This is a genomic window from Streptomyces similanensis (assembly GCF_039543625.1).
In the GTDB taxonomy this organism is placed as follows: Bacteria; Actinomycetota; Actinomycetes; order Streptomycetales; family Streptomycetaceae; genus Streptomyces; species Streptomyces similanensis.
Genome location: NZ_BAABKC010000064.1, coordinates 48,442 through 72,098 on the forward strand (window position 1 = coordinate 48,442; position 23,657 = coordinate 72,098).

Consider the following 23,657-nt stretch of genomic DNA (forward strand, 5'->3'; position numbering starts at 1 on the left):
CGCGCCGGCGGAACCGGAACCGTGACCACGGGCACGGGAGACGGCGGAGGCACAAGAGGCTCCGGTGGCGGGGGAGTTCAGCACGGTGTCACCACTCGATGCCCCGCTGGCCCTTCTGCCCCGCGTCCATGGGGTGCTTGACCTTGGACATGTCGGTGACGAGATCGGCGCACTCCACCAGCTTCTCCGGCGCGTTGCGCCCGGTGACGACGACGTGCTGGACGCCGGGCCGCGCCCGCAGCACCTCCACCACCTCGTCGGTGTCGACCCACCCCCAGTGCATCGGGTACGCGAACTCGTCGAGCACGTACAGCCGGTACGTCTCGGCGGCCAGGTCCCGCTTGACCTGCTCCCAGCCCTCGCGGGCCTTGGCCTCGTTGTCCATCTGGGCGTCGCGCTGGACCCACGACCAGCCCTCGCCCATCTTGTGCCAGTCGACGGAGCCGCCCTGCCCGGACGCCCCCAGCACCCGGAGCGCGTTCTCCTCGCCGACCTTCCACTTCGCCGACTTGACGAACTGGAACACCCCGATCGGCCAGCCCTGGTTCCAGGCGCGCAGCGCCAGCCCGAAGGCGGCTGTCGACTTGCCCTTGCCGATCCCGGTGTGCACGACCACGAGCGGCCGGTTGCGCCGCTGACGCGTCGTCAGCCCGTCCTCGGGTACGACACTCGGCTGCCCCTGCGGCATTACGCGGCCCTCCTCGAAGTCCCCTGCACGTCCCGGACCAGACCGGCGATCGAGTCGGCCCGCAACTCGTCCAACGTCACCGCCGTACCGCCCAGTTCACCGGCGAGCTGCCCCGCGAGCCCGAGCCGCACCGGCCCCGACTCGCAGTCCACGACCACCGAGGCGACGCCGTCGGCCGCGAACATCCGCGCCGCCCGCCCGGCCAGCGCCACCGGCTCGACGCCGCCCGTCGCCCGCCCGTCGGTCACCACGACCACCAGCGCCCGGCGCGCCGGGTCCCGCAGCCGCTCCACCCGCAGCACCTCGTGCGCCCGCAGCAGCCCGGCCGCCAGCGGCGTACGGCCGCCGGTCGGCAGCGACTCCAGCCGTGCGGCGGCCGCGTCCACCGACGAGGTCGGCGGCAGCGCGACCTCCGCCGAGGCCCCGCGGAACGTCACCAGGCCCACCTTGTCCCGCCGCTGGTAGGCGTCCAGCAGCAGCGACACCACGGCGCCCTTCACGGCGCCCATCCGCTGCCGCGCCGCCATCGAGCCGGAGGCGTCCACCACGAACAGCACGAGATTGCCCTCGCGCCCCTCCCGCGTCGCCTGCCGCAGATCGTCCCGGCGCACGATCAGCCCCGGACCGCCGCGCCCGCGCGCCCGCTGGTGCGGCGCGGCGGCCTGCACGGTCGCCGCCAGATGCAGCTTGGTCAGCGCGCCGCGCGGCCGTCGCGCGCCGGTCGTGCGCCCGTGCTCGGTGCGCGCCCGCGAGCGCCGCCCGGCCGCGCCCTCGCCGATGCCCGGAACGCTCAGCACCTTGGTGCGGAACGGCTCCGCGGCCCGTACGGCGGACTGCTCGCCGCCGCCCGCCCCGGACGGCTGCGGCTCCCCGCCCTCGCCGGCCTCCGGCCGCGCGGCGGCGTCCCCGCCCCGCGGACCGCCGTCCTCGGGCGCGGGCTGCCCGCCCCCGCCGCCGGGCCCGTCCGGACCGGGGTCGGGGTCCTCGTCCTGCGGGCCCCCGTCGTCTCCCTCGCTCCCGTCGCCCTCGGAGCCCTGGAACTCCTGGAGCGTGTCGTCGAGCTTGTCCTCGTCCAGACCGGGCGCGTCGAAGGGGTTGCGCCGCCGCCGGTGCGGCAGCGCCAGCAGCGCGGCCTGCCGCACGTCCTCGGCGAGCACGTCGGTCCGCCCGGCCCACGCGGCCAGCGCGGTCGCCGTGCGCGCCATCACGATGTCGGCGCGCATGCCGTCCACCTCGAACGCCGCACAGGTCGCCGCGATCTGCCGGAGCGCCCCGTCACCGAGGCGCACCTGAGGCAGCAGCGCGCGGGCGGCGGTGATCCGCTGCCGCACCGCGGCCTCCTCGTCGGCCCAGCGCGCGGCGAAGCCGGCCGGATCGTCGTCGTAGGCCAGCCGCCGGCGCACGACCTCCACCCGCTGGTCGGGCTCGCGCGAGGCGGCGACCTCGACGGTCAGCCCGAACCGGTCGAGCAACTGCGGCCGCAGCTCGCCCTCTTCCGGGTTCATGGTCCCCACCAGCAGGAACCGTGCCGCGTGCCGTACGGAGACGCCCTCGCGCTCCACGTACGAGGCGCCCATCGCGGCCGCGTCGAGCAGCAGGTCGACCAAGTGGTCGTGGAGGAGGTTGACCTCGTCCACGTAGAGGATGCCGCGGTGGGCGTCGGCGAGCAGGCCGGGCTCGAACGCCTTGACGCCCTCGGCGAGCGCCCGCTCGATGTCCAGCGCGCCCACGAGCCGGTCCTCGGAGGCGCCGACCGGCAGCTCCACCATCCGCGCCGGCCTCGACTCGAACGCCCCCGGCTCGTGCGGCCCGTCCGGGCACGCCGGGTCGGGCGCGTCCGGGGCGCAGGAGAAACGGCACCCGGCGACCACGTCCACCGCGGGCAGCAGTGCCGACAGCGCGCGCACGGCGGTGGACTTCGCGGTGCCCTTCTCGCCGCGCACCAGCACCCCGCCGACCGCGGGGGAGACCGCGTTCAGCAGCAGCGCCAGGCGCAGGTCGTCCTGCCCGACGACGGCCGTGAACGGAAACGGGGTACTCACTTGTCGTCGCCCTCCAGATCGCCTTCCAGCTCCAGGTACGTGGCCCGCAGCCGCTCCAGGGTGTCCGCGTCCGGCTCCGCCCACAGCCCCCGGTCGGCGGCCTCCAGCAGCCGTTCCGTGATGCCGCGCAGCGCCCACGGGTTGGACTTCTTCATGAAGTCGCGGTTCTCGGCGTCGAAGACGTACTCGGCGCTGAGCTTCTCGTACATCCAGTCGTCCACCACGCCCGCGGTGGCGTCGTAGCCGAAGAGGTAGTCGACGGTCGCCGCCATCTCGAAGGCGCCCTTGTAGCCGTGCCGCCGCATGGCCGCCATCCAGCGCGGGTTGACCACCCGCGCCCGGAACACCCGGTGCGTCTCCTCGCCCAGCGTGCGGGTCTTCACCTGGTCGGGGACGGCCGAGTCGCCGACGTACGCCTCCGGGCTCGTGCCCGTCAGGTGCCGGACCATGGCGACCATGCCGCCGTGGTACTGGAAGTAGTCGTCCGCGTCCACCAGGTCGTGTTCCCTGGTGTCGACGTTCTTCGCGGCCACCGCGATCCGCCGGAACGCCGTCTCCATGTCGCCGCGCGCCGCCCGCCCGTCGAGCCCGCGCCCGTAGGCGTAACCGCCCCACACCGCGTACACCTCGGCGAGGTCCGCGTCCGAGCGCCAGTTGCGGGCGTCGATCAGCGGCAGCAGGCCCGCGCCGTACGCGCCCGGCTTGGAGCCGAAGATCCGGGCCGTGGCGCGCCGCCGGTCGCCGTGCTCGGCGGTGTCCTCGTCGACGTGCGCCCGTACGTAGTTGGCCTCGGCGCTCTCGTCCAGCTCGGCCACCGTCCGCACCGCGTCGTCGATCAGCCCGACCACGTGCGGGAACGCGTCCCGGAAGAAGCCGGAGATGCGGACCGTGACGTCGATGCGCGGCCGGCCCAGCTCCTGGGGCGGAACCACCTCGAACCCGGTCACCCGCCGCGAGGCGTCGTCCCAGACCGGGCGGCAGCCGAGCAGCGCCAGGATCTCGGCGATGTCGTCGCCCTGGGTGCGCATCGCGGAGGTGCCCCACACCGTCAGGCCGACGGACTTCGGGTACGCGCCGGTGTCCTGGAGGTAGCGCTGCACGAGGGAGTCGGCGAGCGACTGGCCGACCTCCCAGCTCAGCCTGGACGGGATCGCCTTGGGGTCGACCGAGTAGAAGTTGCGGCCGGTCGGCAGGACGTTGACCAGACCGCGGGTCGGCGAGCCGGACGGGCCGGCCGGCACGTAACCGCCGTCCAGCGCCCGCAGGATGTTGCCGATCTCGTCCGTGGTGCGGGCCAGCCGCGGCACCACCTCGGTGCAGGCGAACTCCAGCACGGCGACCGCCTCGGCGAGTTCGGCGCCCAGCACCTCCCGGACCAGCGCGGTGCTCTCGGCGGCGGCCCAGCCGCGCGCCTCCATGCCCTCGGCGAACCGCCGGCACAGCTGCTCCAGCAGGTCGATCGCGTCGGCGGCCGACCGCGACGGCCCCGCCACCAGCTCCGTCAGCTCCGCCGGTACCTTCGCCGGGGCGCCCGGCTCGGCCAGCAACTCCTTCTCCACCAGATCGAAGTGGGCCGCCAGCGAGGCCCGCAGACCGGGCAGCGCGTTCGCCTTCCCGCCCCACACCTGGGAGGCGCGCAGCACCGCCAGGACCAGGTTCACCCGCGCCTCGCCGACCGGGCCGCCGCCCAGGACGTGCAGGCCGTCGCGGATCTGCACGTCCTTGATCTCGCACAGGTAGCCGTCGATGTGCATGACGAACTCGTCGAACGCCTCGTCGTCCGGCTGCTCGTTCACGTGCAGGTCGTGGTGGAGCTCGGCGGCCTTCACGAGCGTCCAGATCTGGGCGCGCACGGCCGGCGCCTTGACCGGGTCCAGGTCGGAGACGAGGGCGTACTCGTCGAGGAGCTGCTCCAGCTTGGCCAGGTCGCCGTAGGTGTCGGCGCGGGCCATCGGCGGGACGAGGTGGTCGACCACCGTGGCGTGGCCGCGCCGCTTGGCCTGGGTGCCCTCGCCGGGGTCGTTGACGATGAACGGGTAGATCAGCGGCAGCTCGCCGAGGACCGCGTCCGGCGCGCAACCGGCGCTCAGGCCCAGGCCCTTGCCCGGCAGCCACTCCATCGTGCCGTGCTTGCCCATGTGCACGATCGCGTCGGCGCCGAAGCTCTCGTCCAGCCAGCGGTAGGCCGCCATGTAGTGGTGCGAGGGCGGCATGTCGGGGTCGTGGTAGATCGCGATGGGGTTCTCGCCGAAGCCGCGCGGCGGCTGGATCATCACCACGACGTTTCCGAACCGGAGCGAGGCCAGCACGATGTCCTCGCCGTCCACGTACAGCGAGCCCGGCGGCTCGCCCCACGCCTCGGTCATCGCCGCGCGCAGCTCCGGGTCCAGCTTGTCGAACCAGGCCCGGTAGTCGGCGAGCGGCGCCCGCGCGGGCGCGGCGGCCAGCTGCTCCTCGGTCAGCCACTCCACGTCGTGGCCGCCGGCCGCGATGAGCCGGTGGATCAACTCGTCGCCGTTGTCGGGGTAGTCGGTCAGCGTGTACCCGGCCTCGCGCAGCGCGTCCAGGACGCGCACCGCCGAGGCGGGGGTGTCCAGGCCGACCGCGTTGCCGACGCGCGAGTGCTTGGTCGGGTACGCGGTGAAGACGAGGGCGACCTTCTTCTCGGCGTTCGGCTTGTGCCCCAGCCGGGCGTGCCGTACGGCGATCCCGGCGACGCGGGCGGCCCGCTCGGGGTCGGCCACGTACACCGGCACGTCGTCCGGGCCCTGCTCCTTGAAGGAGAACGGCACGGTGATCAGACGGCCGTCGAACTCGGGGATCGCGACCTGCATCGCCGCGTCCATCGGGGACAGGGCGGCGTCCGACGCGTCCCAGGCGGCCCGCGAGGAGGTGAGGCAGAGCCCTTGCAGCACGGGCACGTCCAAGTCGGCGAGCGCGCCGATGTCCCACGCCTCCTCGTCACCGCCCGCCGACGCCTGCGAGGCGTGCGTGCCGCCGGCGGCCAGCACGGTGGCGACCAGCGCGTCGGTCCTCGCCAGCAGCTCGTACAGCGCCGGGTCCGCGCCGCGCAGCGAACCGCAGTACACGGGCAGCGCGTTGGCGCCGTGCGCCTCGATCGCGTCGCACAGGGTGTCCACGAAGGCGGTGTTGCCGCTCAGGTGGTGGGCCCGGTAGAAGAGCACGCCGACGGTCGGCCGGCCCGCCACGAGATCGCGCTCGCCGTGGACGCCGTACTCCGGCATCTTCCGGGGCTCCTCGAAGCCCTCGCCGGTCAGCAGCACGGTGTCGGACAGGAACCGGGCCAGCTCGGTGAGGTTGGCGGGGCCGCCCTCGACGAGGTAGCGCAGCGCCTCGGCCACCACACCGGCCGGGACGGACGACTCGGCCATCAGCTCCGCGTCCGGCACCGACTCGCCGCCCAGCAGCACGGTCGGCACCCCGGACGCCTTCAGCGCGGCGAGCCCGTCCTCCCAGGCCCGCTTGCCGCCGAGCAGCCGTACGACGGCGACGTCCGCGCCGTCCAGCAGCGCGGGCAGCTCGCCGGCCACGTCCACCCGGGTCGGGTTGCCGATCCGGTAGGAGGCGCCGGAGGCCCGGGCCGCCAGCAGATCGGTGTCGGCGGTCGACAACAACAACACTGTGCTCATGCGGGCGCTCCCGGTGGAATGAAAGGCAGTCCTTGCGGCGCGCCGGACTCGATGAGCCGCCACAGCGCGTCCGTGTCCGCGTGCTGTTCGATCAGGTCGCCGAGCCGGTCCAGCTGCGCTTCGCGCAGCGCGGCGAACGAGGTGTCCGGCGCGGGGATGAAGCGGCGGCCCGCGGCGGCGGCCACCTCGCGCAGGAACGCGCGCCGGAAGCCGTCCGACTCCAGCGAGCCGTGCCAGTGCGTGCCCCACACCGCGCCGACCCGGCAGCCGTCCAGGCTGTGTCCATCGTCATCGCAGATGAACGCGTCTCCGCCCTCGACGGTGGCCACCCCGTGGTGGATCTCGTACCCCTCGACCGGCTCGCCGAGGGCCCGGCCGGCCGGCCGGGTGAGGGTCTTCTCGCGGGCGAACCGCACCCGCACGGGCAGCAGTCCGAGGCCGTCGACCGCGCCGGCGCGCGACTCGACCTCGTCCTCGATGCGCTCGCCGAGCATCTGGAAGCCGCCGCAGACGCCGAGCACCGGCCGTCCCTCGGCGGCCCGGCGCGCCAGGGCGTCCGCGAGGCCCCGCTCCCGCAGCCACCGCAGGGCGCGGACCGTGCCGCGGGTGCCGGGGACCACGACCAGGTCCGCGTCGGCCAGTTCCTCCGGGCGGTCCACGAACCGCACCACGACGCCCGGTTCGGCGGCCAGCGCGTCCACGTCGGTGAAGTTGGACATCAGCGGGATCGCGCACACGGCGACGCGCAGCACGTCCTCGCCGACCGGCGGGGCGACGACCGACTCCCGCACGGCGCCGCGCAGGGAGACCCGGAGACCGTCCTCCTCGTCGATGCCGAGCCCGTGCCGGAACGGCAGCACGCCGTAGGTGTGCCGTCCGGTCAGCCCGCGCAGCATGTCGAGGCCCGGTTCGAGCAGGGTGACGTCGCCGCGGAACTTGTTGACGAGGAACCCCGCGACCAGCTCCTGGTCCTCGGGGGACAGCAGGGCGAGGGTGCCGAAGAAGGAGGCGAAGACGCCGCCGCGGTCGATGTCGCCGACCACGAGCACCGGCAGCCGCGCGCCGCGCGCGATGCCCATGTTGACGATGTCGGTGCGGCGCAGGTTGATCTCCGCCGGGCTGCCCGCCCCCTCGCAGATCACCGCGTCGTACGCGCCCCGCAGCTCGGCCAGGCAGTCCAGCACGGTGCCCAGCAGTTTCTGCTGGCGCCCGCCGTGGTAGCCGCGGGCGCTCAGCTCGCCGACCGGCTTGCCCAGCAGCACCACCTGGCTGCTCTGCTCGCCGCCCGGCTTGAGCAGCACCGGGTTCATCAGCGCGGTCGGCTCGATCCGGCACGCCTGCGCCTGCATGGCCTGCGCCCGGCCGATCTCGGCGCCCTCGCGGGTGACGAAGGAGTTCAGGGACATGTTCTGCCCCTTGAACGGCGCGACCTTGACGCCCTGGCGCACCAGCCACCGGCAGATCCCGGCCGTGACGACGCTCTTCCCGGCGTCGGAGGTGGTTCCGGCGACGAGCAGACCGCCGCTCATGAGGTACGTCCCTTCGTCACGGGGGTGCGCGGGCGGCGACCGCCGCCCGGTGCGGGGGCCGAACGGAGGCCGCTCGCCGCCGGGGTGCGCGGGAGACGGGCGCCCAGCAGGCGCGCGCCGGCGCAGGCGCCGAGCGCGAGCCAGCTCACGCGCCGGGAGAGGCGTACGGCCCGGTCGATGTCGGCCGCCCGGACGGCGCGTCCGCCGCCGTTGAGCACCGGCCGGTGCTCCACCCGCCCCGCGTACGACAGCGTGCCGCCCAGGCGCACGCCGAGCGCCCCGGCGAAGGACGCCTCGACCGGCCCGGCGTTGGGGCTCGGATGCCGGCCGGCGTCGGCGCGCCAGGCCCGTACGGCCCCGCGCGGATCGCCGCCGGCCACGGTGGCGAGGACGGCGGTCAGCCGCGCGCCCGGCCAGCCGGCCACGTCGTCCAGCCGGGCGGAGGCCCAGCCGTAGCGCAGGTGGCGGGGCGACTTGTGGCCGACCATCGCGTCGAGCGTGTTGACCGCGCGGAACCCGAGCAGACCCGGCACGCCCGCGACGGCGCCCCAGGTGAGCGCGCCGACCACCGCGTCGGAGGTGTTCTCGGCGACGGACTCGACCACGGCGCGGGCGATCCCGTCGGCGTCCAGCGCCTGCGGGTCGCGCCCGCACAGGTGCGGCAGCCGCGCCCGGGCGGCCTCGATGTCGCCGGACTCCAGCGCGCGGCCGATGGCGCGGGCCTCGTGGGCCAGCGAGGTCCCGCCCACGACGGCCCAGGTGGCGACGCCGGTCAGGGCGGCGGAGGCGGTGGGGGAGGTGCGTACGGCGCGGGCGGCGACGGCGCCCAGCGCGGCGGCGCCGCCCGCGCACACCGCGGTGTGCAGAGCGCCCCACCCGCGGTGGTCCCGCCACAGCACGCGTTCCACGGCGCCCGCGGCACGGCCGAACGCGGCGACCGGGTGCCCGCGGCGCGGATCGCCGAGGAGGAGGTCGCCGAGGAGGCCGGCGGCGGCGCCGTACGCGAAGACGCGCTCGGCACCCATCGGGTCAGCCCGCCGCGAGGACGGTCAGGGGGTCGTCGCTGGTGACTCTCGGTCGGCAGCCGCGCATGGCGATATGTCCTCACTCAGGGTGTCCACGCCCTGGTTCGACGAGACCGGCGGTGAGAGTTCCTGGCTCCCGGGGGTTTCCTCCCCGGTCACAGTGGCGGGACCGCGCCGGATTCGCACCGGGCTTCCTCTCCTGCCGCCGTACATGGCCCCGGCAGTCCACCACGCCCCGCGAACACCCGTCAACTTGCCGTTGACCTGCGTCGTACGACTGAGATGAGGCCCACACCGGCCCCGCGCGACGGCGTGCCCCGGCGTGCCCCGGCGCGCGCCCGCGCACCCGTCGTCCCGCGCCTCCCACCCCGCCGCTCCCGCACCTCCCACCCCTTCGACGCGGGCCCGCCCCGGACAAGGCTCCGCCCCGCGCGGGCCGCTGGGTGGCGGTCCCTGCACGGGGCGGGGGAGGAGGCTGAGGGGCCGGTCGGGGCGGCGGCGTCGGCCGCGGCGGTGACCGGCCCGGGGTCAGCCCTTGCCCATGATCAGGTAGATGCCGTAGCCCACCGCGGCGGCGCACGCCGCGAAGCAGACGTAGGCGCCGGTGACGGCGAGCGTCCCGCCGCCCGCACCGGTGGCCACCGCCCGCTCACGGCGGGAGAGGCCGGCGATGCCGAGGGTGAACAGGGCCACCAGGCCCACGGTGGCCACGAGGCTGACGCCGAAGACGGAGCCGAGGGCTGCCCAGTCGATCTTCATGGTGATGCTTCCTTGGGGGACCGGTGTGCGGGACTCAGACGGTCGCGGCCGGCGGTACCGCCGCGCTCGCGGGGGTCGCCGACGGCGTCGGGTCGATACGGGGCGCGGACGCCGGCGCCGGGATGGTCGCCGCGAGGTCCTCGGTGAGCAGGCCGGCGGCCGTGGCCGGGACCGCGCCGAGCGGGGCGGCGAACGCCGCGGCGGGGGCGCCGACGGCCTGGGCCGGGATCCCGGGGACCGGGGCGGCCGGGGGCGGCGCCACGGCGGCGATCGCCTGGGTCACCACGCCGGCCGGCTCCTCGGACCCGGCGCCGGTGACGTTGGTGTGGTCGACGACCTGGCGGCGGGAGATCTTCCAGATCGCCGCGGAGGAGGCGACGAGGAACACGGCGACGAGCGCGGTGCCCCAGTCGCCGAGGCCCGTCACGGCCTCCGCGCCCGCGCCCACCAGCGCGGCGGCGGGCAGCGTCAGCACCCAGGCGATGGCCATCCGGCCCGCGGTGGACCAGCGGACCACGCCGCCCTTGCGGCCCAGACCCGCGCCCATCACCGAACCGGAGACGACGTGCGTGGTGGACAGGGAGAAGCCCAGGTGGGAGGAGGCCAGGATGGCGGCGGCCGAGCTGGTCTGGGCGGCGAAGCCCTGCTGCGGCCGGAGGTCGGTCAGGCCCGAGCCCATGGTGCGGATGATGCGCCAGCCGCCGATGTAGGTGCCGGCCGCGATGGCCAGGCCCGCGCAGAGAATCACCCAGGTGGGAGGGTTGGAGCCGGGGGCGATGGCGCCGCCGGCGATCAGGGCGAGGGTGATGATGCCCATCGTCTTCTGCGCGTCGTTGGTGCCGTGGGCCAGCGAGACCAGACCGGCGGAGGCGATCTGCCCGACCCGGTGGCCCTTTTCGGCCGCCTTGCCGTTCGCCCCGCCGTCGCCGTTCCCGCCGATGGCATACGACAGCCGGGTCGCGGCCAGCGCGGCCAGGCCCGCCACGATCGGGGCGGCGACGGCCGGGATCATGACCTTGGTGACCAGCACGTCGCCGTGCACCGCGCCGATGCCGGCGGAGGCGACGGTGGCGCCGATCAGACCGCCCATGAGGGCGTGCGAGGAGCTGGAGGGGAGCCCGACCAGCCAGGTCAGCAGATTCCAGAGGATCGCGCCGACCAGGGCGGCGAAGATGACCTCGGGACGGATGCCGGCCTCGTCGACGAGGCCCTTGGAGATCGTGTTCGCGACCTCCACGGAGAGGAAGGCGCCCACCAGGTTCAGCGCGGCCGACATGGCCACCGCGACCTTGGGCTTGAGCGCGCCGGTGGAGATGGTGGTGGCCATCGCGTTGGCGGTGTCGTGGAAACCGTTCGTGAAATCGAACGCGAGTGCGGTTATCACCACGATCGCGAGGATCAGCGAGAAGCTTTCCATTTACCCAGGCAATCGTTCGAGCGTCATTGGCTCGTTGAACGTAGGTAACCAGGGTGAACGGAAGATGAACTGGCGCGGTATGGGCGGTGTCCGATTCTGTTGCACACTTCACACCGCTGGCAGGATCGCCCCATGGCTGAAGAACGCGACGAGGGACGGCCCGGCGCCCGCCCGGAACACGACGGAGAACGGCCCGGCGAGCGTCCGCGACGCGACGGACGACGGCCCGGCGAGCGTCCGGGACCGGACGGCCGCCGCGAGGTCCGTGCCGAGGAGGCCCGCGCCTGGCGCGAGCTGGTGGCGGCCGCGCGCCGCACCGTCGCCGACGGACTGGTCGTCGGCACCTCGGGCAACGTGTCCGTCCGGATCGGCGACACCGTCCTGGTCACCCCGACCGGCGTGCCGTACGACCGGCTCACCCCCGACGACGTGACCGGCGTCGACCTCGACGGCCGCCAGGTGCTCGGCTCGCTCGCGCCGACCAGCGAACTGCCCACGCACCTCGCCGTCTACCGCGCCACCGACGCGGGCGCCGTCGTCCACACCCACGCCGTGCACGCCACGGCCGTCTCCACCCTCGTCGCCGAGCTGCCGCTCGTCCACTACATGGCGGGCGCGCTCGGCGGACCGGTGCGGGTCGCCCCGTACGCGACGTACGGCACCGAGGAACTGGCCGGAAACGTGCTCCGCGCCCTCGACGGCCGCTCCGGCTGCCTGCTCCAGAACCACGGCGCCCTCACTTACGGCGCCACCCTCGACCAGGCGTACGACCGCACCGCCCAGCTGGAGTGGATGTGCCGCCTGTGGCTGACCGCCTCCGCGATCCCCGGCCGCACCCCCTCCCTGCTGACCCCGGAACAGCTGGAACAGGCCACCGGACGCCTGCGCGGTTACGGCCAACGCCCGCGACCCGCGCCCGCCGAGGGATGAACCCCGCGCATCCTGGAACCCGCAGGGGCATGTCACTCCGACCCTTCCTTCCGCTGGCCGGTGAGCCGGTACACCGTGACACTGGTCCTGTGCGCACAGTCAAAGCGACGGCCGCGGCCGTCACCGCGGCCCTGGCGGCCGGCGCGGCGAGTGTCGCCGCCGGCCGGCTCGCCAGCGACGCCGCGCTCAAGGCGCCCCCGGGCCGCCCTTTGCCCACCGACCACCGCCTCACCGTGCACGGCACGGCCGACGGCCAGATCACCCTGACCCGCGACCTGGCCTCCCTGCGCCCGGGCGTCTACGGCCTGGCCGGCAACGGCTCCCACGCCATCGTCGGCCCCGTCCTGGACGGCGCCCCGCACCTGCCGGACACCGTGGTGCGCCGCCTCGACCGCGTCACCCACGGCGAGCTGCGCCCCCGCGACAAGGTCTGGCTCACCCCCAACCTGTACGTGGGCGACCCGCACGCCGCCCTCGGCCTGCGCTACGCGGAGGTGGAGATCCCCGGCGAGCTGGGCAGCCTGCCCGCCTGGTTCGTGCCCGCCGTCCGCGAGACCTGGGTGATCACCGTGCACGGCCTGGGCACCACCCGCGAGCTGCCCCTGAACATCATGGAGTTCCTGCACCGCAGACACTTCCCGGTGCTCGACCCGGCCTACCGCGGCGACCTCGGCGCGCCCCGCTCCCCGGACGGCCTGAGCCACCTCGGCCAGACCGAGTGGCGCGACCTGGACGCGGCGATCCGCTACGCCGTACGGCACGGCGCCGAACGGGTCGTCCTGCACGGCTGGTCCACCGGCGCCACCATGGCGCTGCACGCCGCCCTCCACTCGGAGCTGCGCGACCGCGTCTCCGGCCTGATCCTGGACTCGCCGGTGCTCGACTGGGAGACCACCCTGCGCGCCCTGGCCAGGGCGCGGCACACCCCGCACGCCCTGCTGCCGCTCGCGGTCCGCGCCGCCCAGGGCCGCACCGGCCTGCACGCGGACCGGGTCGCCGGGGCCGCCGACGCCGCCCGGCTCACGGTGCCCACCCTGATCTTCCACGGCCCCGGCGACGAGGTGGCCCCCTGGCGCTTCTCCCGCCGCCTCGCCGAGCGGCGCCCCAATCTCATTGCCCTGCACACGGTCCCCGACGCCCCGCACGGCGCCCTGTGGAACGCCGACCCCGAGGGGTACGAGGAGGCGCTGCGCCGCTTCCTCACGCCCCTGATGTGACGGCCGGCGCGACGGCCGAGCGGCGGTTCCGCTCCCGGCCGCCGCGCCGGCCGGACCCGCCCGCGCCGAGGCCGTCCGCGGCGCCCCGATCCCCGTACCGCGCTGGCCGGTTCGCGCCGTTTCGCACGCCGTGCCGACCCCTGCGTTGGCCATCCCCGTCGCCCGCCGTGACATTCCGTTTGGGTTTTCGGACCGTCAACCGGAAGACTGCACCTGTGACGTCCCGTATCCCGCGCGACTCCAGGCTTCGACTCGTCCGCCCACGACCCCTGGCCGCCGCCCCCCGAGCCGTGAACCAGCGGCGCTCGCGCCGCCCCGCGCCCCGCCCGCCGGAGGGCACACCGGCCCCCGCGGAGCTGGCCAGAATGGCGCGCTCCGGCCTGGCCGGAGCGGCCCGCGTCGCCCGCTGGGCCGACGCCGCCCTCGGACCCGGCCGCGCCGGCGCGACCGCCGACGGCAAGGCCACCCTCTCCGCGCACACCGCCGACCGCGCGGCCGACGAGCTGGGCCGCACCGCCGCCCAGATCCGCGCCGACTGGGACACCGCCCGCCTGGCCGGCCTCATCGAGGTGCACGGCGACAGCGCCCGCCCCGGCTGGCGGCTGCGCGCCTGGGACCGCGACGACAGCGCCGTGCTGCGCGGCTGGGTGGCCCTGTTCGACGCCTGGTCGCTGGCCTGCCCCGAGCCCGCGGAGCACGAGGCCGCCGCCGTCGCCGAGGTCGTCTCGGCCATGCCGCAGGTCCTCTCCTTCCTCCAGCTCTCGGCCGGCCCCGTCCCGGTCGAACAGCTCCTCGACCTCCTGGAGCAGCGCGTCACCGAACTGCGCACCGCCCGCTGCGAGGTCCCCTACGACCGGCGGCTCGAACCCGCGGGACCGCCCGCCCCGGTCCCGGCCGGCACCACCGCCCCGGAGCCCGCCGCGAACGACGCCCCGCTCGCGCCCCTGCTCGACTGGGCGCTGCGCGCCCTCGCCTCCGTCGGCGCGCTCACCTACGGCGACGGCCAGGCCACCCTCACCCCGCTGGGCAGCTGGGCGGTCTGGGTGAAGCTGGAGCAGATCTGCGTCGCCGCCCAGAGCCCCGCCGGGAACATCGAGCAGGCCGCCGAGGACATGCTGCGCGGCTGCGCCCAGCTGCGCCCGAACGCGGCCCGCGCCGAGTACCGCGCCTGGCTCGCCGCCCGCCCGGTCGGCAGCGCCGTCGCCGAGCTCCTCGCCGCGGCGCGCGGCGAGGACGCCCTGCTGCGCGGCCTCGCCTTCGAGGCGCTGCGGGTCGTCGGCGCCCCCGCCGAACCCGACGTACGGGGCGTCCAGGACGAGCCGGCGCTGCGGCCGTACGCACTGCTGTGGCTGGCCGAGCACGACGGCGTCGACCCGGAGGACGCGCACGAGGTCCTCACCCGCCAGGAGGCGACCTGGCTGTGGGTGGACACCGCCGCCGCCGTCGCCGACCACGGCGAGGCCCCGATGCTGGTGCGGCACCTGGAGGCCGCCGTGCAGCCCACCGTCCCGGCCCTGCTGGACGAGGTACGGGCGGTCGGGCACCCGCGCACCGTGCAGGTGCTGGTCGCGCTCGCCGCCGCGCACCCCGACCCGGCCCTGGCCAAGGCCGTCCGCCGGGCCGCCTTCCAGGTCCACACCGGCGGCAGCTGACCCGGAGCGCCGCCGGCCGCGGCGGAGGGCGGCGTCCCGGCGCGCGTGCCCAGCGGCGCCGGACAGCGGCCGGGGCGCTCGCCCGCGCCCGCGTCCGCCGTGCCGATCACTCCCTCGCGACCCGGTCTCGTGACCCGGTCCGGGCCGAGGAGCTTCCGGCCGGCCGCCCGGTGTGGTCCCGGTCACCGACGGTGCCCGGCGGCGACGCGGAACGCCCGGCTCCGGGCGTCTTCGCCCCACGCCCGCGCAAACACCGGGAAAAACCGCTTGCGGCCCCCCGTTAGACTGTTCCGCATGGCCATTCTCCTCGCGCATTAGACCAGCGGGAACGTCCTCAGCCGTCCATCCCGCCCCCACCCGCCCTGGAGTCTGTCCGTGATCTCCGCTTCCGGCATCGAGCTGCGCGCCGGTGCCCGCATCCTCATCGAGAACGCCACCTTCCGCGTCGCCAAGGGCGACCGCATCGGTCTGGTCGGCCGCAACGGCGCCGGCAAGACCACCCTCACCAAGTGCCTGGCCGGCGAGGGCATCCCCGCCGCCGGCACCATCACCCGCTCCGGCGAGGTCGGCTACCTCCCGCAGGACCCGCGCACCGGCGACCTCGACGTGCTCGCCCGCGACCGCGTCCTGTCCGCCCGCGGCCTGGACGTCCTGATCCGCAAGATGCGCGAGAACGAGCAGCGCATCGCCAACGGCCAGGGCTCCACCCGCGAGAAGGCCCTGCGCCAGTACGAGCGCCAGGAGACCGAGTTCCTCACCAAGGGCGGGTACGCCGCCGAGGCCGAGGCCGCCACCATCGCCGCCGCGCTCAACCTGCCCGACCGGGTGCTCGGCCAGCCCCTGCACACGCTCTCCGGCGGTCAGCGCCGCCGTATCGAGCTGGCCCGGATCCTGTTCTCCGACGCGGACACCCTGCTGCTGGACGAGCCGACCAACCACCTCGACGCCGACTCGATCATCTGGCTGCGCGACTACCTGAAGACCTACCGCGGCGGCTTCATCGTCATCTCCCACGACGTGGACCTGGTCGAGACGGTCGTCAACAAGGTGTTCTACCTGGACGCCAACCGCTCCCAGATCGACGTCTACAACATGGGCTGGAAGCTCTACCAGCAGCAGCGCGAGGCCGACGAGAAGCGCCGCAAGCGCGAGCGCGCCAACGCCGAGAAGAAGGCCGCCGCGCTGCACTCGCAGGCCGACAAGATGCGCGCCAAGGCCACCAAGACCGTCGCCGCGCAGAACATGGCCCGCCGCGCCGACAAGCTGCTGGCGGGCCTGGAGGCCGTGCGCCAGTCCGACAAGGTCGCCAAGCTGCGCTTCCCGGAGCCCTCGCCGTGCGGCAGGACGCCGCTGATGGCGGAGGGCCTGTCGAAGTCGTACGGCTCGCTGGAGATCTTCACCGACGTCGACCTGGCCATCGACAAGGGCTCGCGGGTCGTCATCCTCGGGCTCAACGGCGCCGGCAAGACGACCCTGCTGCGGCTGCTGGGCGGCGTGGAGAAGCCCGACACCGGCCAGGTCGTGCCCGGTCACGGCCTCAAGCTCGGCTACTACGCGCAGGAGCACGAGACCCTCGACCCGGAGCGCACGGTACTGGAGAACATGCGTTCGGCGGCACCCGACATGGACCTGGTCGAGGTCCGCAAGGTGCTGGGCTCGTTCCTGTTCTCCGGCGACGACGTGGACAAGCCCGCCCGGGTCCTCTCCGGCGGCGAGAAGACCCGGCTCGCGCTGGCCACCCTGGTGGTCTCCTCCGCCAACGTGCTGCTGCTGGACGAGCCCACCAACAACCTCGACCCGGCCAGCCGCGAGGAGATCCTCGGCGCGCTGCGCACCTACAAGGGCGCGGTCGTCCTCGTCACCCACGACGAGGGCGCGGTCGAGGCGCTCCAGCCGGAGCGGATCATCCTGCTGCCCGACGGCGTCGAGGACCTGTGGGGCGCCGACTACGCGGATCTCGTCGCCCTCGCCTGACGGCCCCGCCCCGGCTCGGGCCGGGGCCTGATCAACGGCGCATGGATCATTCGGCCCATCGGTGATCCATCATCTGTGTGAGATCTCCTCGTATCGGGGTGTGTCGTACACCGATTTCCCGGCCGAGCCCTTATCCACCAAGGGCTCGGCCGTACTGCGTCGCTGACCTGGCGTTTCTCGGAAGAACCCGTTCGGCGGTACGAACGCCGACGGATGGAATGTCCGATTCCGCTTGTGGGGACGGGCTCCTGTCGTCACAACCGTGTCTCACGGACCTTGCCGAATGGGTGGCCATGACGCCCCGGAGGGGTGATCATGAGGAGACCAGAGCGCACTTCCCATGAGGAGGCACGGGTGGCCGAGACTCTGAAGAAGGGCAGCCGGGTGACCGGCGCCGCGCGCGACAAGCTCGCGGCAGACCTGAAGAAAAAGTACGACGCCGGTGCGAGCATTCGGGCGTTGGCCGAGGAAACCGGCCGCTCGTATGGCTTTGTGCACCGGATGCTCAGCGAGTCGGGCGTCACGCTCCGTGGGCGTGGCGGGGCGACCCGCGGCAAGAAGGCCGCCTCGGCCTGAATCCCGGGCGGCCCCTCGGCTTCGATGGTGACCACCCGGTCGGTCCGTTGGTCGGCCGGGTGGTTACTGTGCAGTCACTTACGATGTCCGCGCAGGGCATCGCGGCTGACCGCACGCATCGGAGGCGCACCATGGCTTCGCCCGAGCACGACCTCGCACCGCTCGACCCGCTTCTCGACCGGGACGGCGTACGGCTCACCGTCGACGACGCGCTCGCCACGGTGACGCTGACCAACCCGGCCAAGCGCAACGCGCAGAGCCCCGCCCTGTGGCGGGCGCTGGCCGAGGCCGGCCGGCTGCTGCCGGGCACCGTCCGCGTCGTGCTGCTGCGCGCGGAGGGCAAGTCGTTCTCCGCCGGGCTCGACCGGCAGGCGTTCACGCCGGAGGGCTTCGACGGCGAGCCGTCCTTCCTCGACCTCGCCCGCGGCGGCGACAAGGAACTGGACGCGACCATCGCCGAGTACCAGGAGGCGTTCACCTGGTGGCGGCGCGGCGACCTGGTGACCGTCGCCGCGGTCCAGGGGCACGCCATCGGAGCGGGCTTCCAGCTGGCCCTCGCCTGTGACCTGCGCGTCGTCGCGGACGACGTGCAGTTCGCGATGCGCGAGACCAGCCTCGGACTGGTGCCCGACCTCACCGGCACGCATCCGCTGGTGGGCCTGGTCGGCTATGCCCGGGCGCTGGAGATCTGCGTGACCGGCCGGTTCGTCGCCGCCCAGGAGGCGGTGGGCTGCGGGCTGGCCAACATCGCCGTGCCCCGCGACCAGCTCGACGCCGCAGCGGCCGACCTCGCCTCGGCGGTCCTCGCCGCGCCCCGCGACGCGGTGATCGAGACCAAGACACTGCTCCAGGGCGTCCACGGCCGCTCATACGAGGAGCAGCGCGCCGCCGAGCGGCAGGCCCAGGGCCGCCGCCTGCGCGACCTGGCGGGCCTGGGCGAGTAGCCGGTCCGCTCGCCCGCGAGGCCGGGTCGGCCGCCGAAGGCGCACGCCCCGGGCGGCCGGCCGGCGCGGATCAGAAGCCGTGCCGGGCGCCGCCGTCCACCGGCAGCATCACGCCGGTGACGAACGACGCCGCGGGCGAGAGCAGGAACGCGGCGGCGCGGCCGAACTCCCGCGGGGCGCCGTACCGGCGCAGCGGGATGCGCGACTCGTTGGCCGCCCGGGTCGCCTCCGGGTCCGCGGACAGCGCGTCCAGCTCCCGCACCCGGTCGGTGTCGATCCGGCCCGGCAGCACCCCGACGACCCGGATGCCCCGCGGCCCCAGCTCGTCCGCCAGCGACTTGGCGAACCCGGCCAGGCCGGGCCGCAGCCCGTTGGAGACGGTCAGCCCGGGAATCGGCTCGTACACCGAACCGGACAGCACGAAGGCGATGACGCCGCCCGCCTCCAGCTCCGCCGCCGCGGCGCGGGCCAGCCGCACCGCGCCCAGGAACACCGTCTCGAACGCCGACCGCCACTGCTCGTCGGTGGTGTCCGCGACGAACCCGGGCGGCGGCCCGCCGACGCTGACGAGCACCCCGTGAAAGCCGCCGAAGCTCTCCCGCGCCGTCGCGATCAGCCGCTCGGCCGCCCCGGCGTCCGCGTTGTCCACGGCCACCCCGACGGCGTTCGGGCCCAGTTCGGCCGCCGCGTCGGCGACCCGCCGCTCGTCCCGCCCGGTGACGACCACCTTCGCCCCGTCGGCGACCAGCTCGCGCGCGGCGGCGTTGCCCAGCCCGCGCGTCGCCCCGGTGACGACGTACACCCGGTCCTTCAGTCCAAGATCCATGGCGTCTATCCTGCCCCCTCGTCCCCGTACAGGGCGAGAGCGGTGTTCACCAGGCCGATGTGGCTGAACGCCTGCGGGAAGTTGCCCAGCTGCCGTCCGGCGCCCGTCCCGTCGTCCACGAGGTACTCCTCCGCCAGCAGCCCCACGTCGTTGGCCAGCCCCACCAGGTGCTCGAACAGCTCCTCGGCCTCCTTGGTGCGGCCCGTCATGTGCAGCGCGTCGGCCAGCCAGAACGAGCACACCAGGAACGTGCCCTCCCCGCCGGGCAGCCCGTCCACGGCCGCCGTGTCGGTGCTGTAGCGGCACACCAGACCGCCTTCGCCGAGTTCCGCGCGGACCGCGTCGATGGTGCCGACCACCCGGGGGTCGTCCGGCGGCAGGAAGCCCACGCGCGGGATGAGCAGCAGCGCGGCGTCCAGCTCCCGCGAGCCGTAGGACTGGGTGAAGGTGTTGCGCCGCGGGTCGTAGCCCTTCTCGCACACCTCCCGGTGCACCTCGTCCCGCAGCTCACGCCAGCCGGCGAGGTCCCCGGACAGCTCCGGCTCCTCCTCCAGGGTGCGCACCGCCCGGTCGGCGGCCACCCACACCATCACCTTGGAGTGCACGAAGTGCCGCCGCCCGCCGCGCACCTCCCACAGCCCCTCGTCCGGCTCCCGCCACGCCTCGCGCAGGAACTCCAGCAGCGCGCGCTGCATCGACCAGATGTGCGGCTTGGGCGAGAGACCCGAGCGGCGCGCCAGCGCCAACGTGTCCATGACCTCGCCGTACACGTCCAGCTGGCGCTGGAGCACGGCGTCGTTGCCGATGCGCACGGGCGCGGAGCCGGCGAAGCCGGGCAGCCACGGCAGCTCGTACTCGGGCAGCCGGCGCTCGCCCGCCAGCCCGTACATGATCTGAAGATCCGCCGGGTTGCCCGCGACCGCGCGCACCAGCCAGTCGCGCCACGCCTCGGCCTCCTCCTGGTAGCCCGCCGCCAGCAGCGCGCCGAGGGTGAGCGTGGAGTCGCGCAGCCAGCAGTAGCGGTAGTCCCAGTTGCGGACGCCGCCCAGCTCCTCGGGCAGCGAGGTGGTCGGGGCCGCGACGATGCCGCCGGTGGGGGCGTAGGTGAGCGCCTTCAGGGTGATCAGGGAGCGGACGACCAGGTCCCGGTGCGGGCCCGAGTAGCGGCAGCGCGCCGCCCACGCCCGCCAGTCCGTGACGCTGTGCTCCAGCGCCTCGTACGGGTCGATCAGCGGCGGCCGCGGCTCGTGCGAGGGGTGCCAGGTCAGCACGAACGCCACCGACTCGCCCTCGGCGACCTCGAACTCCGCGTGCGTGCCGAAGTCCTCGCCCCAGGTGCGCACCGGCGGCTCGCTGCGCAGCCACGCCGAGTCCGGCCCGGCGACGGCCACCCGGTGGCCGTCGGACCGGCGCATCCACGGGACGACCGCGCCGTGGTCGAAGCGCAGCCGTAACGTGCTGCGCAGCGTGACCCGCCCGCTCAGCCCCTCGACGATCCGCACCAGGTCGGGCGCCCGGTCGCGCTGCGGCATCAGATCGGTGACGCGGACGGAGCCCTCGGGCGTGTCCCACTCGGTGTCCAGCACGAGGGTGTCGTGGCGGTAGGCGCGGCGGGTGCACGGGCCGTCGGCGTCCTTGGGGGCGATGCGCCAGTGTCCGTTGTCCTCGTCGCCGAGCAGTCGGGCGAAGCAGGCCGCCGAGTCGAACCGGGGCAGGCAGAGCCAGTCCACGGAGCCGTCCCTGCCGACCAGCGCGGCGGTCTGTTGGTCGCCTATGAGGGCGTAGTCCTCGATCCGGGGCCACATGGATGACCGGCTTCCCGGCGGACGGCGCGGCATTCCGGCTCACCCGGCTGTGCCACGCGGGTTCCGGCAGGTCGGGTACGCCGGCCGGGCGTCCCGGCGTACGGGGACCGCGCTCGGACAGGCCCTATACGGCCGCGGTCTCGCTCTCCGCGGCCACCGGCGTGGCCGTCGCGCCCTGCCGCTGGTCGCGCAGCTCGCGCCGGGCCAGCACCAGCCAGCCGACCGGGACGCAGGCGGCGAACAGCCACCACTGGATGGCGTACGGCAGGTTGATGTCGCCGACGCCGATCCAGCTGGTGTCCTCCTTGGGGGAGGGCAGCAGCCGGGGGCTGCCGCCCTCGGGGGCGGGGGCGACGAGTTCGACGTAGCCGCCGAGGACGGCCGTGGCGGAGGTGTCGCCGGAGTCCCGCAGGAGCGCGCCGACCTGCCCGCTGTTGATCAGCATGATCTGCCGGTCCGGGAGTCCCGAGACGTTCTTGATGCCGCTGGCGGCCGTCGTCTCGTCCCGCATCAGCCGGCCGGTGACCGTGATCTCGCCCCGGGCGGGGGCCGGGATCCTCGGGAACGCGGTCTGCGAGGCGGGTGAGGCGATCCAGCCCCGGTTGACGAGGAGGGTCCGGCCGTCCGTCAGCGTGAACGGCGTCAGGACGTGGTAGCCGACCTGGTCGTCGCTGTTGGTGCGGCGGCGCACGACCAGCTCGTGAGCGGTGTCGAAGTGCCCCTTGGCGGTCACCCGGCGGTAGATGTCGTCGTGCGCGACCGCACCGCCGACCGTGGTGAGCGACTCGACCGGCGCGGGCTTCGCCGCCAGCGAGGCGGTGATCACGTCGTTCAGCTTCTGCCGGTGGTCGTGGCGGTGCAGCTGCCAGAAACCCAGCCAGATCATCGTCGGGATGAGCAGCAGAGCCACGAGGGTCAGGATCACCCACTGGCGGGTCAACAGGAAGCGGTACACCCCACGACGGTACCGCGCCCGCCGTGGGGTGTTTTCGGCAGGGGTGTCCTCAGACCCGGTCGACGATTCCGACCCTCCCCTCGGCGCGGGCGCAGTGGCCGCCGCAGTACCAGTGGCCCTCGACCTCGACGCCCTGTCCGATGATCTGGACGCGGCAGTGCTCGCACAGCGGCGCCATGCGGTGGATCGCGCAGGCGAAGCAGTCGAAGACGTGCACCGCTCCCTGGGCATGGACCTCGAAGGTCATACCGTAGTCATTTCCGCATACTTCACATCTCGCCATGCGCCACAGGGTGAGCGGTCGCCGCCGCCCGGACGGGACGCGCCCGCGCGAGTCGCCGCCAATCACCCGTACGCGCGCCCGCCCCACCCACGCCCGCCGTACCGCGTCCGCGTGTCGTACCGGGAAAGCGCGCCGTACCGGGTCCGCGTGCCGCCCGACCCTCGCGCGCCCTGCCGTCCGCGCGCCGTACCGCGTCCGCGTGTCGCGCGGCCCCCGCGCGCCCTGCCCTCCGCGCCCGCCGTGCGGCGGGCGCTCGGCCTCAGGCGCCGTCCGCCGGTTCGACGTCGCCGAGGAGCTGGCCGAAGGCCGCCTCGTCGACGACGGGGGTGCCGTACTGGCGGGCCTTGGCCGTCTTCGACGTGCCCGAGTCGGGGTCGTTGGTCACCAGCAGGCTGGTCAGCCGGGACAGGCTCGTGGCGACGTGCAGCCCCGCCTCGGTGGCGCGGTCCTCCAGCAGCTCGCGCTCGGTGGAGGTGTCACCCGAGAAGGCGACCCGCATGCCCTGCTTGAGGCGTCCGCCCGCCTCGTAGCGGCCCGGGTTCGGATGGGGGCACGCGGGCCGCTTGCGCGACGGCCGCCAACTGCCGGCCCGGTAGCCGCCGTAGCCGCCCGACTGCTGCCGGGGCACCGGCCGGTCGGACCACTCGGTCAGCGGCCGGCACTCCAGCAGCGGCAGCCGGACCCCGCCCGCCGCCGCGGCCCGCAGGCTCGGCCGGAACGCCTCCGCCAGCACCCGCGCGTCGTCCAGCGCGTGGTGCGCCCGCCGCTGCACGACCCCGAAGTGCGCCGCCAGCGACTCCAGCTTGTGGTTGGGCAGCGGCAGGCCCAGCTCCTTGGAGAGCGCGATGGTGCACAGCCGCTGCCGCACCGGCGCCTCGCGCCGCGCCCGCGCGTACTCCCGGGCGATCATCTGCCAGTCGAACACCGCGTTGTGCGCGACGAGCACCCGGTCCGCCAGCCGGGCCGCGAACTCCTCGGCGATGTCCGTGAAGAGCGGCGCGCCCTCCAGCGTCTCGCTCGTCAGCCCGTGGATCCACACCGGCCCCGGGTCCCGCTCCGGGTTGACCAGCGTGTACCAGTGGTCCTCGACCTCGCCGCGCGCGTCCAGCCGGTAGACCGCCGCCGAGATGATGCGGTCGTCACGGGCCAGGCCGGTGGTCTCCACGTCAACGACCGCGTATCCCTGCGGATACGCGGTCGGCCACGGGGCGGGCGTGGCTCCTGCGAGCGTGCGGTCTTCGAGCATGGTCCATGAGGATACGGGCCGCGACTGACAGTGCGGCCCCGCAGGGCCCGACGCGCCCCCCGCACGCCCCCGGCGCACCCCGCCCACGACCGCTCCCGTCGCCCGCACACGCCCCCCGCCGCAAAACGCCCGAAACGGA

18 protein-coding genes and 1 riboswitch are annotated in these 23,657 nt (G+C 74.6%); of the genes, 6 read left to right on the plus strand and 12 right to left on the minus strand.

Translation table 11 applies throughout. From position 1 onward, the window contains the following. Nucleotides 1-88 precede the first annotated feature (88 nt). From cobO to ABEB07_RS21765, 7 genes are all read right to left on the minus strand, one after another. Nucleotides 89-688 (minus strand): cob(I)yrinic acid a,c-diamide adenosyltransferase, encoded by a 600-nt coding sequence (gene cobO / locus ABEB07_RS21735; protein ID WP_164589602.1) that lies wholly within the window; start codon nucleotides 686-688, stop codon nucleotides 89-91. Then, nucleotides 688-2,730 (minus strand): putative cobaltochelatase, encoded by a 2,043-nt coding sequence (locus ABEB07_RS21740; RefSeq protein WP_345669896.1) that lies wholly within the window; start codon nucleotides 2,728-2,730, stop codon nucleotides 688-690. The genes cobO and ABEB07_RS21740 overlap by 1 nt, the downstream gene beginning before the upstream one ends. After that, nucleotides 2,727-6,380 (minus strand): cobaltochelatase subunit CobN, encoded by a 3,654-nt coding sequence (cobN, locus tag ABEB07_RS21745; RefSeq protein ID WP_345669897.1) that lies wholly within the window; start codon nucleotides 6,378-6,380, stop codon nucleotides 2,727-2,729. Before cobN ends, ABEB07_RS21740 begins: the two co-directional genes overlap by 4 nt. Then, nucleotides 6,377-7,909, minus strand: coding sequence for a cobyric acid synthase (locus ABEB07_RS21750; protein WP_345669898.1), 1,533 nt, complete (start codon nucleotides 7,907-7,909; stop codon nucleotides 6,377-6,379). The genes cobN and ABEB07_RS21750 overlap by 4 nt, the downstream gene beginning before the upstream one ends. Then, nucleotides 7,906-8,934 (minus strand): cobalamin biosynthesis protein, encoded by a 1,029-nt coding sequence (locus tag ABEB07_RS21755; protein ID WP_345669899.1) that lies wholly within the window; start codon nucleotides 8,932-8,934, stop codon nucleotides 7,906-7,908. The genes ABEB07_RS21750 and ABEB07_RS21755 overlap by 4 nt, the downstream gene beginning before the upstream one ends. 104 nt (nucleotides 8,935-9,038) lie before the next feature. Continuing rightward, nucleotides 9,039-9,179, minus strand: a riboswitch (cobalamin riboswitch). A 283-nt stretch (nucleotides 9,180-9,462) separates the two neighbouring features. Continuing rightward, on the minus strand, nucleotides 9,463-9,693 hold the full coding sequence (locus ABEB07_RS21760) for a hypothetical protein (protein ID WP_176148463.1): 231 nt from the start codon (nucleotides 9,691-9,693) through the stop codon (nucleotides 9,463-9,465). A 34-nt stretch (nucleotides 9,694-9,727) separates the two neighbouring features. Next, the gene (locus ABEB07_RS21765; RefSeq protein WP_345669900.1) at nucleotides 9,728-11,110 is read right to left on the minus strand and encodes an inorganic phosphate transporter; all 1,383 of its coding nucleotides are present in this window, start codon (nucleotides 11,108-11,110) and stop codon (nucleotides 9,728-9,730) included. 132 nt (nucleotides 11,111-11,242) lie between these two features. Here ABEB07_RS21765 and ABEB07_RS21770 point away from each other — a divergent pair, with 132 nt between their 5' ends. The 6 genes from ABEB07_RS21770 (at nucleotide 11,243) to ABEB07_RS21795 (ending at nucleotide 18,403) form a co-directional block, all read left to right on the plus strand. Continuing rightward, nucleotides 11,243-12,040, plus strand: a complete 798-nt coding sequence (locus tag ABEB07_RS21770; protein ID WP_345669901.1) for a class II aldolase/adducin family protein — start codon at nucleotides 11,243-11,245, stop codon at nucleotides 12,038-12,040. 89 nt (nucleotides 12,041-12,129) lie between these two features. Next, nucleotides 12,130-13,257 (plus strand): alpha/beta hydrolase, encoded by a 1,128-nt coding sequence (locus ABEB07_RS21775; RefSeq protein WP_345669902.1) that lies wholly within the window; start codon nucleotides 12,130-12,132, stop codon nucleotides 13,255-13,257. Nucleotides 13,258-13,472: 215 nt separating this feature from the next. Further along, nucleotides 13,473-14,909 (plus strand): hypothetical protein, encoded by a 1,437-nt coding sequence (locus ABEB07_RS21780; protein ID WP_345669903.1) that lies wholly within the window; start codon nucleotides 13,473-13,475, stop codon nucleotides 14,907-14,909. Nucleotides 14,910-15,284: 375 nt separating this feature from the next. Beyond that, the gene (locus ABEB07_RS21785) at nucleotides 15,285-16,883 is read left to right on the plus strand and encodes an ABC-F family ATP-binding cassette domain-containing protein (protein WP_164583177.1); all 1,599 of its coding nucleotides are present in this window, start codon (nucleotides 15,285-15,287) and stop codon (nucleotides 16,881-16,883) included. Nucleotides 16,884-17,237: 354 nt separating this feature from the next. Then, entirely contained in the window at nucleotides 17,238-17,459 is a 222-nt protein-coding gene (locus tag ABEB07_RS21790) for a helix-turn-helix domain-containing protein (RefSeq protein WP_018567695.1), read from the plus strand. 131 nt (nucleotides 17,460-17,590) lie between these two features. After that, nucleotides 17,591-18,403 (plus strand): enoyl-CoA hydratase/isomerase family protein, encoded by an 813-nt coding sequence (locus ABEB07_RS21795; RefSeq protein WP_345669904.1) that lies wholly within the window; start codon nucleotides 17,591-17,593, stop codon nucleotides 18,401-18,403. A gap of 70 nt (nucleotides 18,404-18,473) precedes the next feature. Here the strand turns inward: ABEB07_RS21795 and ABEB07_RS21800 are convergent, their stop codons facing one another. The 5 genes from ABEB07_RS21800 to ABEB07_RS21820 form a co-directional block, all read right to left on the minus strand. Continuing rightward, nucleotides 18,474-19,229, minus strand: coding sequence for an SDR family oxidoreductase (locus ABEB07_RS21800; protein ID WP_164589163.1), 756 nt, complete (start codon nucleotides 19,227-19,229; stop codon nucleotides 18,474-18,476). 5 nt (nucleotides 19,230-19,234) lie between these two features. Further along, nucleotides 19,235-21,034: a glycoside hydrolase family 15 protein gene (locus ABEB07_RS21805; protein ID WP_345669905.1), complete on the minus strand. Its 1,800-nt coding sequence runs from the start codon at nucleotides 21,032-21,034 to the stop codon at nucleotides 19,235-19,237. 124 nt (nucleotides 21,035-21,158) lie between these two features. After that, nucleotides 21,159-21,989, minus strand: a complete 831-nt coding sequence (locus ABEB07_RS21810) for an SURF1 family cytochrome oxidase biogenesis protein (protein ID WP_164589161.1) — start codon at nucleotides 21,987-21,989, stop codon at nucleotides 21,159-21,161. Nucleotides 21,990-22,038: 49 nt separating this feature from the next. Continuing rightward, nucleotides 22,039-22,272 (minus strand): hypothetical protein, encoded by a 234-nt coding sequence (locus tag ABEB07_RS21815; RefSeq protein WP_164589160.1) that lies wholly within the window; start codon nucleotides 22,270-22,272, stop codon nucleotides 22,039-22,041. A gap of 259 nt (nucleotides 22,273-22,531) precedes the next feature. Beyond that, nucleotides 22,532-23,518, minus strand: coding sequence for a DEDDh family exonuclease (locus ABEB07_RS21820; RefSeq protein ID WP_345669906.1), 987 nt, complete (start codon nucleotides 23,516-23,518; stop codon nucleotides 22,532-22,534). Nucleotides 23,519-23,657: the final 139 nt, after the last annotated feature.